At 45.8% G+C, this 17,306-nt stretch carries 9 protein-coding genes; 4 read left to right on the forward strand and 5 right to left on the reverse strand.

Annotated features, from left to right (window positions below):
- Nucleotides 1-36: 36 nt before the first annotated feature.
- The 5 genes from NE536_RS18830 to NE536_RS18850 form a co-directional block, all read right to left on the reverse strand.
- On the reverse strand, nucleotides 37-1,668 hold the full coding sequence (locus tag NE536_RS18830; RefSeq protein WP_261273652.1) for a tryptophan halogenase family protein: 1,632 nt from the start codon (nucleotides 1,666-1,668) through the stop codon (nucleotides 37-39).
- 247 nt (nucleotides 1,669-1,915) lie between these two features.
- The gene (locus NE536_RS18835; protein ID WP_261273653.1) at nucleotides 1,916-4,912 is read right to left on the reverse strand and encodes a TonB-dependent receptor; all 2,997 of its coding nucleotides are present in this window, start codon (nucleotides 4,910-4,912) and stop codon (nucleotides 1,916-1,918) included.
- 687 nt (nucleotides 4,913-5,599) lie between these two features.
- Nucleotides 5,600-6,604 (reverse strand): LacI family DNA-binding transcriptional regulator, encoded by a 1,005-nt coding sequence (locus NE536_RS18840; protein WP_259504539.1) that lies wholly within the window; start codon nucleotides 6,602-6,604, stop codon nucleotides 5,600-5,602.
- A gap of 58 nt (nucleotides 6,605-6,662) precedes the next feature.
- Nucleotides 6,663-7,988, reverse strand: a complete 1,326-nt coding sequence (locus NE536_RS18845; RefSeq protein WP_006080716.1) for a glycoside-pentoside-hexuronide (GPH):cation symporter — start codon at nucleotides 7,986-7,988, stop codon at nucleotides 6,663-6,665.
- 10 nt (nucleotides 7,989-7,998) lie between these two features.
- Entirely contained in the window at nucleotides 7,999-9,354 is a 1,356-nt protein-coding gene (locus NE536_RS18850) for a GH1 family beta-glucosidase (protein ID WP_261273654.1), read from the reverse strand.
- Between the two features lie 267 nt (nucleotides 9,355-9,621).
- On the opposite strand from NE536_RS18850, the gene NE536_RS18855 reads away from it, so the two are divergent.
- From NE536_RS18855 to NE536_RS18870, 4 genes are all read left to right on the forward strand, one after another.
- Complete coding sequence (locus NE536_RS18855) at nucleotides 9,622-10,917, forward strand: sugar MFS transporter (protein WP_261273655.1); 1,296 nt, start codon at nucleotides 9,622-9,624, stop codon at nucleotides 10,915-10,917.
- An 82-nt stretch (nucleotides 10,918-10,999) separates the two neighbouring features.
- Nucleotides 11,000-13,660 carry a glycoside hydrolase family 3 protein gene (locus tag NE536_RS18860; protein ID WP_261273656.1) on the forward strand — a complete coding sequence of 887 codons (2,661 nt, stop codon included), beginning with the start codon at nucleotides 11,000-11,002 and terminating at the stop codon, nucleotides 13,658-13,660.
- Nucleotides 13,661-13,862: 202 nt separating this feature from the next.
- A complete protein-coding gene (gene mak / locus NE536_RS18865) occupies nucleotides 13,863-14,759 on the forward strand; it encodes a fructokinase (RefSeq protein ID WP_261273657.1) in 897 nt (298 codons plus the stop codon).
- A gap of 230 nt (nucleotides 14,760-14,989) precedes the next feature.
- Complete coding sequence (locus NE536_RS18870; protein WP_261273658.1) at nucleotides 14,990-17,110, forward strand: methyl-accepting chemotaxis protein; 2,121 nt, start codon at nucleotides 14,990-14,992, stop codon at nucleotides 17,108-17,110.
- The last annotated feature ends 196 nt before the right edge of the window (nucleotides 17,111-17,306 follow it).

A 17,306-nucleotide genomic window follows, 5' to 3' on the forward strand; every position in this document is an offset into this window, starting at 1 on the left:
AGTTCTCACTGCCGCGAGTTATTCTTGTTATTTTTGCTAAATCTTAGGGAAACCAAATTGCCTTACCTTGTTTAATAGGTCGCGATTGCTCGGAAGGCTTTGGCTCAATGCATGGACCTTTTGCTGATTCTCGCTAAAAAGTCTCTGGGCAACTTGCTGTTGCGACGGCTTGATATGGGTGGGCAGGGCAGTATTAAAGCCCATACCATAAAGCACATATTGGAAACTCGCCGCCGGAAATAAGGGGTCTTTGTAGCTAATGTCGTGGCTGCTTGGCGCTTGATAACGCCATAGGTCGAGCTGCTGCTGTAATCTTTCAGGAATGGATGTAGCGTCCCTGTGGTCGCGCCAGTAGCCATCCACTTCGCGTCGACTCACGACATAATGCAGTTTTAAAAAGTCGATGATTTGCTGCCAGTGGCGCTCGTAGCGTTCATTCACTCGCTGGGCAATCGTGTCCATTACGCCGCGATGCGTTGGCAGTTGTGTGGCTAAGGTATTTGCCGTCCATTCCACTAAAGCCAATGCTGATGCTTCTAAAGGTTCAATAAAGCCTGCCGCCATGCCGATGGCAATACAGTTGTTTTGCCAGCATTTTGCATGGTAGCCGGGGTTGATATTCAGCTTTCGGCATTCTTGTTTACGACTATCAAGCGCGTTGCTGGATGCCGATTGAGGCTTAGTTGATGTGTCATTGGTTAAATAGGCTCTTAAGGTTTGTTCTGCCTCGTCATCGCTACAATGTGCCGATGAATAGACATAACCCACGCCTTTGCGAGTCGGTAAACCTATATCCCAGATCCAGCCACTGGGCTGCGCCGTCGAGAGTGTGCATGAGGCGATAGGGCTGTTTTCTTCGGCATAGGGGACTTGAATCGCTAAAGCGCTGTCGTTAAACAGCACAGCTTTTTGGCAGAGGAAAGGCACGTTAAAATGCTCGCCCAGCAGCAATGATTTAGTGCCGGAACAATCGACAAACATATCACCTAAGATCACGCCATGTTCTTTGGTCGCAAGGCTTTCGATATCGCCATTGGCATGACTGTGAACCTGAGTGACATGATCTCGAACATACTTTATCCCCAGTTTTTCGGTGCAATGCTGCATTAACAGCTGGCTAAATTTCCCCGCATCTAAGTGATAGCCGTAATTGTTTTGAAAATGATATTCCGGCGTCGCAATGGTTTTAGGCGCCAGCCCTAGCTGAGTCAGCGCATCTTGGTTGGATACCGCCTGAGCAAAACTGACCTTGTCACTGTGAGGTAACCAAAAGGGACACAAGTCTAACTCTTGATGACCATGGGGTAGGCTAAAGGGATGTAAATATTGGTTAGAACCGAATGGTTTAGTATGTTCAGTATCATCGTACTGCCAGCGAATAAAGCGTGAGCCTTGCTTGAAACTCGCGTCGCATTGGCGGATAAATTCGGTTTCGCTGATGCCGATTTTATCTAAGGTGTTACGCATCGAAGGCCAAGTGCCTTCGCCGACGCCAATAGTGGCCACATCGGGGGATTCTATTAATGTGATATTGAGTTTAGGCGAGTGCGCAAGCTGGCCTTTATCGACATTATGCTCGGCGGCCAAAAGGGCAGCGGTTAGCCAACCGGCTGTGCCGCCACCGACAATGACAATGTTATTAATGGCTGTGTGAGTTGCTTGCTGCATATCGAGTGCCTAATCTTTTATTGTTGTTTATAAAAGGCTTTTATTTTTTTCGTTATCACTAACGCGGTTAACTATTGCGCTAGCATTGAATAGTTTTACTGCGATTTCCAGTATTTATTTTACTCATATTGACTAAAAAGAGCGGCTACGTCCGTGTAGCCTGCTGTCATCCTGATAAAAATGAGGCATCTATGGCATACCTCATACGACCTTAGGGTAAAGATCTGTTGCTCTTAAATCGGTACGACTAGAAAGTGTAACGTGCACCTATACTGTAACGCGCACCCGTCTGGGTGTAGTTAAGGACTTGTTCCGTCGCACGGCCGTGTACACGCGTGGCTTCATTGGTGATGTTTAAGCCTTCGATGAAGATGGTTAAACCTTCAACCGCTTCAACGTCGTAGCCTATGTTAAAGTCCACCTGCGAATAAGCTTCGGTGTATTTAGGGTTAGAGCCAGTATCCTGACCTGTTGAGTTTAAGAACTCATCACGCCAGTTGTAGGCGATACGGGCCGAGAAACCATAGTTTTCATAGATACCGACCAAGTTTGCGGTATCGCTGATCCCTAAAATCACGTTCTGAGTCGCATCACCAGGGCGACCTAAGTTAGTGTTATCATAGCTGTCCCCCGCATCCACCATAGTGTAGTTGGCTTGGATACCAAATCCTGACTCACCAAAGAAGTGCTGGATAGAAAACTCCCAACCATCAATCACATTACTTAAATCACTGTTAGTGGGGTTAGTAATGAGGAAGTTTAACGATGGATCACCTGGGTTACCGGTAATCTCGATATTGCCGTTATCAGGATTGATCTTCACATTTGGATCGGTTGCACCGTATTTGTCATAAATCCATTGGCGTTGTTGAATCGCAGTGGTGGCACCTGCCGCAATGGCTTCATCAACATATTTACCGTGTGCTGGATCCGGAATGTTGTAGATGTCTGAGTTTTCAGGATTACTACTGATAAAGTTAGTCACATCTTTACGGAAATAACCGATTGAGACGTAACTGGCATCGTTGTAATACCATTCTGTCGATAGGTCGTAGTTTGTTGACTCAAGTGGTAACAAACTTGGGTTACCCGCAGAGCCGCTACCACCGTTGCGATAGGCAAGCGTTCCTACTGTGGTGCCACCTTGAATCGAGGTGTAATCAGGACGACCAATTGTTTGGCTAAAGGCGGCGCGGACGAACACATCTTCCAGCATTTCAATATTAAAATTGAAGCTAGGTAGTAGGTAATCGTAATCACCCTTTTGAGTTTGATAAACGCGATTATTATCCACAGAACTCGTTAGCGCGATTTCAGATTCTGCAATCCAAGTAGCTGTATCATAGGAGGAAACAACAGAAGTCGATTCAACATCTGTTTTTTCGTAGCGTAAGCCGAAATGCACGTCATAGGGCATGTTGGCAATTTCGCTGGCGAAGTTGTATTGGATATAGGCAGATTGAGATTTTTCTTCAGTGAAACGGTCTGTGCCTTTGGAGTAGTCGGTAGAAGGGCAGAAGCCATTACCACAATCACCCACTATGTTGGTTGCATAGAGTTCTGCAGCACGGGCGCGAACCGCTTCAAAGTCCCATAGAAACATAGTGTTTAGTGGATCTGTCGAAGCATTACCGTTATAACCTGCAAAATTACCTTTTGAACCATCAAATTTATCGATAACCGAACTGGTTGGAAACCAAGCAGCATCTAAATCGCCCGCTGCACCAACACCACCCCAGTCGTTACGTTGAATATCAACCTGTTGGGAGTGGTTATTCACGTCTGACATCGCAATACCAAAATCGATACTGCCTGCTTCGGCTAAATCATATTTACCCGACATTTGCAGCTGTTCGATTTCGGAGCGATTGACGGCATTGGTAAAGGTTGAACCAGTCACGCGCATATCTTCTGGGCGAACCGCATTTCCCCCCCCAACTGCGAGTACTGGGACATCACCGCTAAAATCGGTCGCGGCACTGGTACGAATAAAGGCGGCGGTACTGAGGTTGCTCGTACTGCCATTGACATTGTTAGGCGTACGTTCGGCGTAGGAGTTATGGTAATCCAAGTGTAAGGTCAGATTATCACTGGCTTCCCAAGCTAAGTTAAAACCCAGTGAACCACTTTGGTCGCGGGTGCCGAAATCGCCAGCAGCCATTGAAAGGTCGGCGGGTGCATCGTAGGTTTCTGAATAAACGAGTGGTGATGAAACTGGGCCATCACTCCAAATATTTTCTTGGGACGGCACAAAGTTAAACCATGCTGAGACGTCGTGCGTTTGAGTATCGATGTCGTTACGCATGTAAGTGTAATCAAGCGTTGCGCGCAGCGAGTCAATTGGTTCGTATTGCAGCACTAATTGACCGTTGGTGCGTTTACGTTGCTGTTCCTCAAAACGGTAAATCGTGGTTTGTGGCACGCTATACACGTCATCATCGCCAGGGCGATTGACTTGATTGTCGTTTTTAGGAACGCCGCCCCATTCTGCGTTGGGGCCGCTGTAATCTTGGTCAACAATACCTGGAAAACTGCGCCAACCGGTACCGACTTGGGCTTGTTGATTACCACTCTCCCTTTCTTGATAGCTACCTGAAATAGAAATCCCAAATTTATCATCGGCAAAGGTATTTGAGTACAAGCCAGAAAGCTCAGGTGTGGTAGATCCTTTATCCGTGGATGAGTCATCAACGGCCTTTGCACCGAAAGTGGCCTTCATGCCTGGCGAGCTTAGCGGTCTATGGGTGAGCACATTGATCGTTGCGCCAATACCGCCCGTTGGATTTTCAGCCTTAGCGGTTTTCTCCACTTCAACCGCACTGATGGCTTCTGACGCTATGTTGGCAAAGTCGAATGAACGAGAGCCAGTGGTGACTGGCATTTGACGTCCGTTTAACAGTACTAAGTTTTGATCGGCACCAAAACCACGGACCGACACTCGGCTACCTTCACCGTTTTGACGGTCGATAGATACGCCAGAAATACGTTGTAGCGACTCAGCTAAGTTACTGTCGGGGAATTTACCGATATCTTCGGCGTTAATGGCATCAACAATGCCTTCTGAGCCGCGTTTTACGTCCATCGAACGGACTAAACTACCGCGGATCCCTGTTACTTGAATAACTTCAATATTTTCTTCTTTTTTGTCAGTATCGGCGGCATAGGCGGGCATGATAGCGCCCACGCCTAAGACTAGCGAAAGGCTAGTGGCCAATCTGGTTTTTTTAAATGTTCTAAGTTCCATCTACATCTCCCCGTTGAGTAGATATTCAGGCTACAACTCTCTGATTTTGTTTTTGGGTAGAACAAATTATGTACAGCTTGCTCATATTCTTGTTCGAGTTAGGTTTATGTAAGCGCTTACATAAAGCTAGTTTAAATTATCAACAGAGTCAACGGTAAGTTACTTTATTGTTGCAATATAATGCGTTTTTTGTTTGTGGTTATATTCTAAATCATTGTTTTAAAATGAAACCAGTTTTATATTTTGTTACACATTTATGATGAAATTGGTGAGGAAGGGTGTGCTAAATTCACTTTATGACGTTTGAAATGGTGTTTTTACGCTAGGGGGAATGCCAAAATTTGAGGGTTATTTCGCGCGAGCGGGGATGATTGACCATTTCGGCAGTGGTTTTCACGCCTAAAAGGGGAATTATTAAGGCTTTCGTTGGGGCAGAATGTAGGTGTTCAAAGGCGATAAATACGGGTTTTAAAGATGCTGAAAAGCATCGTTAACACTCATTAAATGCCCTTTAATAAGTACGTTATGAGCGAGTTGCACTTGGGTTTGTAGGTCGTTTTTTATACTGTCATTTGAGCCGCGCTTGTTCACTTAGGCCCGAAAAATCTAACAAGAAGGCGCAATGCAGTGCTTATTCTTGCAGTTCAACATGGTCAGGCTAGAGCAGTGCTAGCCTTCATTTATTCGCTATTTTTCTCGCTTAATTGCTGAATCTCTTACAAATAATGAAGGCGTAAAATGGCTAACGATTTCCACATCGGTTTTATTGTAAACGTGTTTTAGCACCCAGAACGCCGCCATTTTACCCATTTCATGGATGGGGTTACTGACTGAGGTGAGCTTAGGGGAAATATACTGGGGAAACGGGATATTATCATAACCCATGAAGGACAAATCTTCGGGCACCTTAAGCCCTTGTTCAAGGCAGGTTGAAATCGCTCCCGATGCCATTTGGTCATTGGCGCAAATCACCGCAGTAAACGGCCGTTGCAGGCTGAGTAAATGTCGCATGCCATCGCAACCGCTCGACTCTTTAAACGTCCCTTCGTAGAACAGCTCGCTTTCATAGGGAATGGCTGATTCAGTGAGCGCTTTTTTATGGCCCATCAGGCGCTGCCTAGCGTCTAGTTTGAATAAAGGTCCTGATATATAAGCAATATGCTCATGCCCTAACGACAACATATGCTGAGTCGCGAGGTAACCGCCAAGCTCGTTATCGAGATAAATACAGCGCTCACGTATGGCGGCAACATAGCGGTTAATCAGTACGATTGGCGTGCTGCGCTTACAGAGATCGATAAGATAGTCATCTGAAACCGCTTCCACATCGATAATCAAGGCATCACAGCCGCGATCCAGTAAAAACTGCACCGCATCCTTTTCTAGGGATTCATTGCTTTTACCCGCGGCAATAATGACGTGTTTACCCGCATCACGCAGGGCATCTTCAATTTCAGTCATCATAGGTCCATAAAATGGGCCATCGAGTTGTGATACCAGGACGCCCACACTATTTGAGCAGTTGGACGCTAATGATTGGGCTATCGCATTGGGACGATAGTCCAACTGAGCCATAGCGTCTAATACCTTTTGTTTGGTTTTCTCACTGACATTGGTGTTTTTATTCATCACCCGTGACACAGTCGCAAGTGAAACGCCTGCAAGTACCGAAACGTCGTAAATAGTGGCCATATCATCTCAAATTAGAGGTACTGAAAAGTACAATGCCTTGAAGATTAGCATAATTTTATTAGGTGGCTCTATTTAATTCCAGATGGATTTCATCCACTTTCTGGTTATTTAGCGTATAACGACGCATGATAAATGCGACCAAAATTGAGCCGATAGCGGGATAAAGGGTAAATGAAATTAAGATGCCATTGAGTGTCGTTTCACTCTGAACCACATCGGCTTGATAACCATAACTTGCCAGTAACCATCCTGCCGCTGCACCGCCAATTGCGACTCCAAGTTTGATAAAGAAAATCACCGAGGAGTAAATCATGCCTGTGATACGCACGCCGGTTTTGTATTGACCATAATCGACTGTATCCGCCATTTTCGCCCAGAGTAATGGCGTGGCCATATTGAAGGTAAAGCCCCAGACAATATAAAGAGTGAAGGCGAGAACGACTTGATCTTTAGGGACAAAAAAGTGCAATACGCACAGGGCTGCGGCGATGAGTTGCAACACAATATAGGCTTTGACCTTACAAACGCGTTTGGCTAATGGCTCTGCGAGAATGCAGCCAAAAATATTGCCAACCATACCTAAGGTGATGAAAAGAGTGATCATATCCGGCAGGTTAAGAAAATATTTCACATAGTAAATGGCGAGGCTAGTGCGTAACACCATGCCGGATAATAGGCAAACTGCGGCGGCGGATAGCACTCGCCATTGGTCATTCTTTAATAGGTAGGTAAAGTCCTGTTTAAAGCTGGAGTTTTGATCCACTGGCGGATGTAAGCGCTCTTTTGTGCCCCAGAAGCAGGCCAAAAACATGGCAACACCTAAGATGCTCATGGCGAGAATTGTAAGCTGATAGCCCTTTGCTTGGTCCCCCTTACCGAGAAACTCGACTAAAGGAAGGGTAAGTCCTGAGACCAGTAAGCCACCGAGCATAGCGAATACAAACCGATAGGATTGCACCGAAACCCGCTCTTTGGGATCGGCCGTCAGTACTCCCCCTAAGGCGCAATAGGGGATATTAATGGCGGTATATACCATCATCAATGCCGTGTAAGTCACGAAGGCATAAATCATTTTCCCATCTTCAGATAAATCTGGGGTCGTAAATGCCAATACACTGATAATCCCAAAGGGCAGGGCAAACCAGAGTAAATAGGGTCTGAATTTACCCCAGCGCGTGTTCGTGCGGTCTGCCAATGCGCCCATTAAAGGATCGGTGACGGCATCAATCAACCGTACCAGTAGAAACATGGTGCCGACAAAGGCGGGTGAAATGCCAAAGATGTCGGTGTAAAAAAAGGTAAGGAACAGCATAACGGTTTGAAAAACGATGTTGCTGGCGGTGTCGCCAAGCCCATAGGCTATTTTTTCTTTTATGCTAATCATGGCTTTAGCCTTATTTATTATTGTTATTGGTTAAGTGGGCCCTTGAGCGAATCAAGTCACTGTAGGCGTGACCACTGGCCTTTATCGTTCGGGTTTGGCTGGCATAATCCACATAGACAATGCCAAAACGTTTTAAGTAGCCTTCGGCCCACTCAAAATTATCCATCAAGCTCCAGGCAAAGTAACCCTGAATGTTAACACCTTGTACTATGGCATTGTCTACTGCGGTTAAATGGTGCTGGTAATAGCTGAGCCTATCGAAGTCATCGACACGCCCATCAATACATTTATCGTCCATGGCGGCGCCATTTTCTGTGATGAAAATAGGCGGTAAATCATAGATTTGATCTAAAGAAACCAATAAATCGGTAAAGGCCAGTGGATAGATCTCCCAGCCTATGTCGGTTTTGGGTACCCCAGGTAAATCAACTTGCACAAATCCTTGTTCGGCATCGGCCTGATATACGGCGCGGGTATAAAAGTTGACCCCTAAAAAGTCAATGGGTTGACTGATAATCTCAAGGTCGCCGTCGTGAATTTCCGGTCTATCTTCTGGCGCTAATGTCGCGAGAAGCTCTGGGTATGCCGCATCGAAAATGGGCTTGATATACCACTGGTTAAAGTAATCATCGGCTTGTTTTGCGGCTTGAATATCGGCAGCATTTTGGGTTAATGCGTAGCAGGGCGTGAAGTTAAGCACTATGCCATTCATGCTGTTTGGGCTGTTCCTTTGCAGTACTTGCATCGCTAAACCGTGGGCGAGTAACAGGTGGTGAGCCGATTGACGGCCATAGGCTTTTTTCATTAAGCCGGGGGCGTGAATGCCAGCCTCATAGCCTAAATATGAGCTGCAAAAGGGTTCGTTTAAGGTGGCGTAGGAATACACTCGGTCGCCGAAGGCTTGGCTTATTTTGTCGGCATAGTCTTTGAAAAGGTAAGCGGTATCTCGGTTTAACCAGCCGCCTTGGTCCTCAATATGTTGAGGAAGATCCCAATGGTAAAGCGTGACAAATGCTTTGATATTTCTACGTTTTAGTTCGTCTAGAATGCCAATGTAGAAATCAACTCCCTGCTGATTAATGCTGCCATCTTGATTTAAGACGCGTCCCCATGCGATGGAAAAACGATAGGCATCAACCCTGAGTGACGCGATTAAGGCGATATCTTCTTGCCATAGATTCAGGTGGTTGCAGGCGACATCGCCATTGGAGGCATCACGGATTTTATCTGGTGTTGCACAAAAGGTATCCCAAATACAGGTCTGGCGAGAGTCCACGCCACCTTCGATTTGAAATGAAGCGGTCGCCACACCAAAAGTAAACGCTTTGCTTTGGAGTCTTGAGTTTTTTGGTAAAGATATTTTCATATATTCAGTCACTTAATTATATTTTTGAATTCATGCCTGCGATTTAAAACACAGAGTTCAAGATAAAGAGAGTAAAGATGCTTGCCGACTGTCACTAAAAATATTGACTTTGGTTATCGACATGTTAACAATGAAAGCGCTTACATCGAGGTTAGTGACTAATCATAAAAAGGTCAATATGTGATTTGGATAAATTAATCACGCCATTTTGACTAAGAAGATTAAACGTTTTTATCTAGATAATCGGTTGGGGAGAATAGGGCAAACATGGCTATTGCAAATGAAACTGAGGCGAGTGCGGTGAGTGAGGCAACAAGGAGTGTGCACCAGAGTGGCAACTTTAAGTTCGCTTTAGTGGCATTAACATCGTTGTTTTTCATGTGGGGATTCATTACTTGTCTTAACGATATCTTAATACCTTATTTAAAAAACATGTTTGAGCTGAATTACGCCCAAGCCATGTTGGTGCAGTTTTGTTTTTTTGGGGCTTACTTTATTGTCTCAATCCCAGCGGGTGCACTTGTGGGTAAGATTGGTTATCAAAAAGGCATAGTCACTGGGCTTGGTATTGCGTGTTTAGGCTGCTTATTGTTCTATCCTTCGGCGAGTTTCGCTTCGTATTGGATGTTCCTAGGCGCTTTTTTTGTTTTAGCCTCTGGCATTACCATTCTGCAAGTGGCGGCTAATCCTTACGTCAGTGTGCTGGGACCCGCGAAAACCGCGTCATCGAGACTCACTCTGACCCAAGCGTTTAATTCCTTTGGCACCACAGTCGCCCCGTTTTTCGGCAGTTGGTTGATTTTATCGACTTCACATCAAATGACGGGAAAGGCAGCTCCTGACCTTATGGTCAGCGCTGCGGCTCAAGCGAGCACAGTCCAAGTTCCCTATTTGATTTTAGCGGCCAGTTTATTTGTGTTGGCGGTGATTTTTATGCTGTTAAAGCTGCCTTTTTTGGGGCAAAAATTGCCAGCGAGCAGTGCTAAAGTGCTAGGCAGTGCATGGCAATTTCCGCATCTTGTTCTCGGTAGCGTGGGAATTTTTGTGTATGTGGGCGCAGAAGTCGCCATTGGCAGTTTTCTGATTAGCTTTTTAGTTCAGCCTGATATTGGCGGTTACACCCATGCCGAAGCCGCGCATTACATAGCCTATTATTTTGGTGGCGCTATGGTTGGGCGGTTTTTTGGTGCCGCTGTGATGCAAAAAATCAAAGCCGGCAAAGTGTTAGCCTTCAATGCGATTTGTGCTTGCCTGCTGGTGGCCTTAGCCATGTTCAGTACCGGGGCAATGGCGATGTGGGCCTTACTGTTAGTAGGGTTGTGTAACTCTATTATGTTTCCGACGATTTTCAGCTTGGCATTACAAGATCTTGAGCAACACACCAGCCAAGGTTCAGGCATTTTATGTTTGGCGATTGTGGGCGGCGCGATTGTGCCTTTATTTCAAGGTTTGTTAGCCGATCATTTTGGTATTCAATTGGCCTTTATCTTACCGCTGCTGTGTTATGGCTTTATCGCCTATTACGGCGCCAAGGGCTGTGATGCCCCAAGACCAAGATTTTAAATCAATTAAAACACGACGATTAAACACATGGATGCGCACACGGCGTGTGTATTAAGACATTTTATTTTTAAGGGCTAGAATTATGAGCGTTATCGCATTGAAACCCAAAACCTTTAGCTTGAGTTTATTGGCAGTGCTGACCTGCGCCAGCTTAAGTGGATGCAGTAAAACAGATCAGATAAAAGCCGATGATAGTCAGTCAGTTAAGCCCAAAGATGTTGCCGCATCTAGCTCACCCAATAGCCCCAATGGCTACAGCATCGATGGTAAGTCTACCGATATTAATATTTGGCCGCAGTTAACTATCCCCCATAAAAATCAGCCAGATGTTGAAAAGCGAGTTGCAGATTTATTAGGCAAAATGACGCTAGAGCAGAAAGTTGCGCAGATGATCCAACCTGAGATCCGCGATATCACGGTCGAAGATATGCGTAAATACGGTTTTGGCTCTTATTTGAATGGTGGCGGTTCTTACCCGAACCAAGATAAACATGCGACGCCAGCAGACTGGATTGCCTTAGCCGACGCTATGTTTCAAGCTTCAATGGATGACTCGCTCGATGGCATCAGTATTCCAACCATGTGGGGCACGGATGCGGTTCATGGTCACAACAATGTGATTGGCGCAACGCTGTTCCCGCATAATATAGGGTTAGGTGCGGCCCATCATCCTGAGCTTATTCAGCAAATTGCAGCAATCACTGCCAAAGAAGTCATGGTGACGGGGATTGATTGGGTATTTGCACCGACTGTCGCTGTGGTGCGTGATGACCGCTGGGGACGAACCTACGAGGGGTATTCAGAGGATCCTGCCATCGTTAAATCCTATTCGCACGCGATTGTCGAGGGATTACAAGGTGGCAATGATAAAGACTTTTTATCAGATCAGCATGTTATCGCTACGGTAAAACATTTCTTAGGGGATGGTGGGACCGAAGGCGGGGATGATCAGGGCGATAATATCGCATCCGAACAAGCCTTGTTTGACATTCATGCCCAAGGTTATGTCGGCGGCTTAACTGCGGGCGCGCAAACGGTAATGGCCTCATTTAATAGTTGGCACGGCGCTAAAAATCACGGTAATCCTTATTTATTGACCGATGTACTTAAGACTCGCATGGGCTTTGATGGCTTTGTCGTTGGCGATTGGAATGGTCATGGGCAGGTTGAAGGTTGCAGTAACGAATCCTGTCCTCAGGCCGTTAATGCGGGCTTAGATGTATTTATGGTGCCTACGGCCGCATGGAAACCCTTATATGAAAACACTATCGCGCAAGTTAAGTCGGGTTTGATCAGCCAAGCGCGGATTGATGATGCCGTGAGTCGTATCCTGCGCGTTAAAATTCGGGCGGGATTATTTGAAAAGCCAAGTCCAGCTAAGCGTCCTTTATCGGGTAAAACCGAGTTAATTGGACAAGCTAGCCACAGAGACGTTGCGCGCCAAGCGGTGCGTGAATCATTGGTATTATTGAAAAATAATCAGCATTTACTGCCGCTATCGCCCAAAGCTAAAGTACTCGTCGCGGGTGATGCCGCCGATAATATTGGCAAGCAATCGGGTGGTTGGTCTATTACTTGGCAGGGTACAGATAATCAAAATGCAGATTTCCCTGGAGCGACATCGATTTATGCCGGCATAGCAAAAGCGGTTTCTGCCAGTGGTGGTAACGCTGTGCTGAGTATTGATGGTCAGTTTGATACTGCGAATAAACCCGATGTGGCGATTGTGGTATTTGGTGAAGAGCCCTATGCCGAGGGCAATGGAGATATCGATAATCTTGAATATCAAAGGGGGAATAAGCGTGACTTAGCTTTATTACAAAAGCTCAAAGCCGCAGGGGTTCCTGTGGTCTCTGTGTTTATTAGCGGCAGACCTTTGTGGGTCAATCCTGAGCTTAATGACTCTGACGCCTTTGTCGCCGCTTGGCTGCCAGGTACAGAAGGTGCAGGTATTAGTGAAGTGTTATTCACTCAAGCTAATGGTGATGTTCAGTATGACTTTACTGGTAAATTGTCTTTCTCATGGCCGTCGACACCGCAGCAAACTCAAGTGAATGTTCACGACAGTGATTATTCGCCATTACTTCCCTATGGCTATGGCCTGAGCTATGCGGATAAGGCAAATAGTACTGCGCCTGCGATATTATCGAATAGTTTGTCTGAAGATAATTTCAGTGAACAAGTGCAACTCAGCCAGAAGCCGTTATTCGAGCGTGCCGTTAAGGCGCCTTGGAAAATGCTGATTGGCAGTATTGATGGTGACAAGGTTTCGATGGAACCTATCGCCAGTAGCGTGCAGACTAATGAGGTTGTGACCATAAAAACCTTTGATAAACAAGTACAAGAAGATGCTCGCCATGTCAGCTTCAACGGTAAGGCGCTTGGTTTTGTGAGTTTGCAGGGGAACTTCCCTGAAGACTTACGGGCTTATCTGGCGAGCGAGTCAGTGTTGAGTATGCAGGTCAAAGTCGGTTCATCGATTAAAGCGCCTGTTAATGTTGGCATGACCTGCGAAGGCGATTGTCGAGCCAATGTGGACATCAGCACTCAGCTAAGCGCGTTAAGCCTTGATACTTGGAGTGAACTAAACATAGATCTCACTTGCTATCAGGGGCAGGGGATTGATTTTGGTAAAATTATCTCGCCTTTCATATTGTCATCATCGGGCGCTGTGGATATCAGTTTTAGCGATATCACCTTAAAGCCAAAAACGGCGAGTATGGCGTCAGTCGAGTGTCCGTAATGTAAAATCCCAAGGCGCAGTTGGCTCGTTTACATGACGACTGCGCCTTCATTGTTTGTTGTAATAAACAGCCTTTACTTTGACAGGGGCTAATGTTGTTTTTGACCTGAGGCAGTTTTCAATTACAGTGTATGGCATCAGGCAGTAGAGCCGAGCTTCACTGAGCCGCTTTGCGTTAAATATATTGAGATGGAGTAAGTTGATGTTACGAATTGGTATCGATCTTGGCGGCACAAAAATCGAGTTAGTCGCATTGGATGACGATGGTAAAGAAGTGTTTCGTAAACGCATCCCAACGCCAAGAGAATATGTTGCAACAGTCGATGCATTAGTCGCACTCGTGACAGAAGTCGAAGAGAGCCTGCAACAAACCGCCACAATAGGCATAGGTATTCCTGGGGTGATTTCTCCTTTTACTGGCCTAGTTAAAAATGCTAATTCAACGTGGATCAATGGCCATCCCCTCGATGTGGATCTAGGCGCTCGATTAAACCGTAAGGTGAAAATCGCTAATGATGCTAACTGTTTTGCCGTATCAGAAGCGGTCGATGGCGCAGCTGCTGGCAAGTCAGTGGTCTTTGGCGCCATTATTGGTACTGGATGTGGTGCAGGTATCGCCATCAAAGGCCAAGTGCATGATGGTGGTAATGGCATCGGCGGTGAGTGGGGTCATAATCCTTTACCTTGGATGAAAGCCGATGAATTTAATACCACGACGTGTTTTTGTGGTAACAGAGACTGCATCGAGACGTTTATCTCAGGGACGGGTTTTGTACGCGATTTTCGCGCAGCAGGTGGCGTTGCTGACAGCGGTATTGAAATCGCTCAAATGATGCAAGCGGGCGATCCGCTGGCGACTCAAGCATTCGATCGCTTTATTGACCGTTTAGCCCGCTCATTGGCCCATGTGATCAATATGATGGATCCTGATGTAATCGTCCTTGGCGGCGGAGTGTCCAACATCGATGCCATTTACACTGAATTGCCAAAAGTTTTACCCTTATATGTGGTTGGCCGTGAGTGTCAAACTCCGGTTGTTAAAAACTGTTATGGCGCTTCATCGGGCGTGCGTGGCGCCGCTTGGTTGTGGGGACGCTAACTTTAACCTTAATTTGAAATAGTGTTTGATATTTAAGGCCGAATTCATTTATTTGAATTTGGCCTTTTTTTGATTTTGTCATTCTAAAGTTTTACATTTCATTAGCAACTCTTTATCTTAAGTGCTGGTAATTCTTACGCTAAGTGCTATTTTTAATGCTGGGTAGAAAGTATAAAAATGAATTAGATCATAATAATTACGCTATTGTCGTTCTCTTGGGAGTTTACTAGATGAAGCATTTGTCCATCAGTACTAAGTTGTTGTGGATTACATCAGCATTATTTTTATCGATAGTGGCTATTTTATCTATCAGTTTATGGTGGACGCTGTCGGCTCAAAACGCACAATTGTCGGATCAAGTTCAAAATACCCTACAAACGGAAACGCGGGATAAACTCGAAGCCCGCGCCGGTGAATATGGTGAAATGGTCGCCGGATTTATCAATGAAGCATACCGTATTCCTTTCTCTTTTGCGGGTATGCTAGAAAGTACCGCTGACGAATTACCTTTAAAGCGCGACCGCTTAGAACTCGCAGTGGCGGCAGTGCTGAAGAAGAATGCGCAAGTCTCTTCCATGTATGCCCAGTTCGAACCTAATGGTTATGATGGGCTCGACAGTGAGTTTTTGAATGTTAATGTCAGTCACAGTGTGGCGACATCGGGTGCGCTAGAGGTCTATTACACCCGTAACGACGATGGCACTGTGGAGCATAACCAAGTTGAAGATTCGGCAGAAAAGTACCTCACTAGCTTAAATGAGTTTGGGATCCGTGATGCTGAATGGTATTTATGTGGTAAAGAAACCTTAAAGCCCTGTTTAATGGAGCCGTACTTATACGAGATCACTCCAGGCAACAAAGCATTAATGACCTCGTTGACTGTGCCCGTGCTTAAACATAAGCAATTTATCGGCATAGTCGGTGTAGATGTAAACTTGCCAGTGTTTCAAACCCTTATCGATAAGTTATCCAAAAGCCTCTACGATGGACAAGCAAAAGTCACTTTGCTGAGTACCCGTGGTTTAGTGGTCGCGGCAAGTCATTACAGTAAAAAGGCGCGTCCATTAGCTGAGTCGATAAATCCAACTCTCGCCTCGCAAATTATCTCGTTGCACAAGAATTCCGGCTACATGGTTAACGATGATGAAATTATTGTTGCCTACCCCATTAAGATCCCGCTAGCAAATGCCGAGTGGTCCTTGGTTATCCAAGTGCCGACAGCACAGGCGTATAAAAGCTCGATTGAGCTTAATAATGATATGGATGAAATGGCGACTTCCTTAGGCAGTTTGCTGCTGATAGTGGGGATTGTGGTATCGATTGCCGCTGTAATTACCATTAGCTTAGTGATCCGTAGCATTATCTCACCTTTGAAGCTGATCCAAGGCCGAGTGGAACATCTTGCGAGTGCCGATGGCGATTTAACGCAATCGATTGAGGTTGATTCCCATGCTGAATTGATTGCGCTAGCGAAAGGTTTCAATTCCTTTATTTATAAACTTAAAAATTTGATTGCCGAACTGAAAACGCTTGCGAGCCGCTCTCAGGAGGAAAGCCAAGCCTCTGCTAAAATTGCCCAGCTCACCCGTGACAGCGTGAATCGCCAGTACGGTGAAATTGAGAGTGTAGTAACGGCTGTGAACCAAATGAGTGCCACCGCACTTGAGGTTGCTAAGGCATCAGAGCAAACGGCTGCAGAAACTGAAGCCATGTCGCGCAATATTCGTCACAGTGAAGAGAGCCTGACAAAGGCAATGGATTTCGTCGCGACTATGTCTCAGGAGTCAATGGAGGCTAAGCTAGCGGTGAGTAAAGTCGCCGACAGCAGCATGAACATCAGCCGTATTCTTGAGGTGATTAGCTCCATTGCTGCGCAAACTAACCTGTTAGCGCTCAATGCGGCAATTGAAGCGGCAAGGGCGGGCGAGCAGGGACGGGGCTTTGCTGTGGTGGCTGATGAAGTCCGTGCACTGGCATCTAAGACTCAAAGCTCGACGAATGATATTAGTACTCTTATCGATGCACTGCAAAAAGAAGTTCAAAGTGCTTCTGGCATCATAGATAAAGGCGCTGAACGGGCACAAATGGCCGTCTCTCAAACAGAGCAAGCGTTAAACTCATTGAACTCAATGGTGAGTCAGATTGGGGAAATTTCAGGTCAAGTGACCCATATTGCCGCCGCCGCAGAAGAGCAGAGCGCAGTGACTGAAGAGGTTAATCGTAATATCACAGGGATTTCTGATTCGGCTTCCGAACTTGCACGTCTTGCGGGCGAAGCACAGCAAAGCAGTGTAGTTTTAGCAAACTTAGTGAAGCAGCAACATGAGCAGTTAGGCAAGTTAAAAACCTAGCACTCAGATATTTGTGGAATTAGCTCATTGATTTTAAATAGGCTCTTTGATTGTGTTGCTGCTTAACACTTATCAAAGAGCCTATTTTTATGGATATTTAAATAACATCGAATAGGCTAAAAATTTAAAACAGTTCAGCGAGGGGGAATGTGTAAATACACGGATATTGTGTGATAACTAGCGGAGAACAGTTTTT

The sequence above is a fragment of the Shewanella septentrionalis genome (assembly GCF_025370265.1).
In the GTDB taxonomy this organism is placed as follows: Bacteria; Pseudomonadota; Gammaproteobacteria; order Enterobacterales; family Shewanellaceae; genus Shewanella; species Shewanella hafniensis.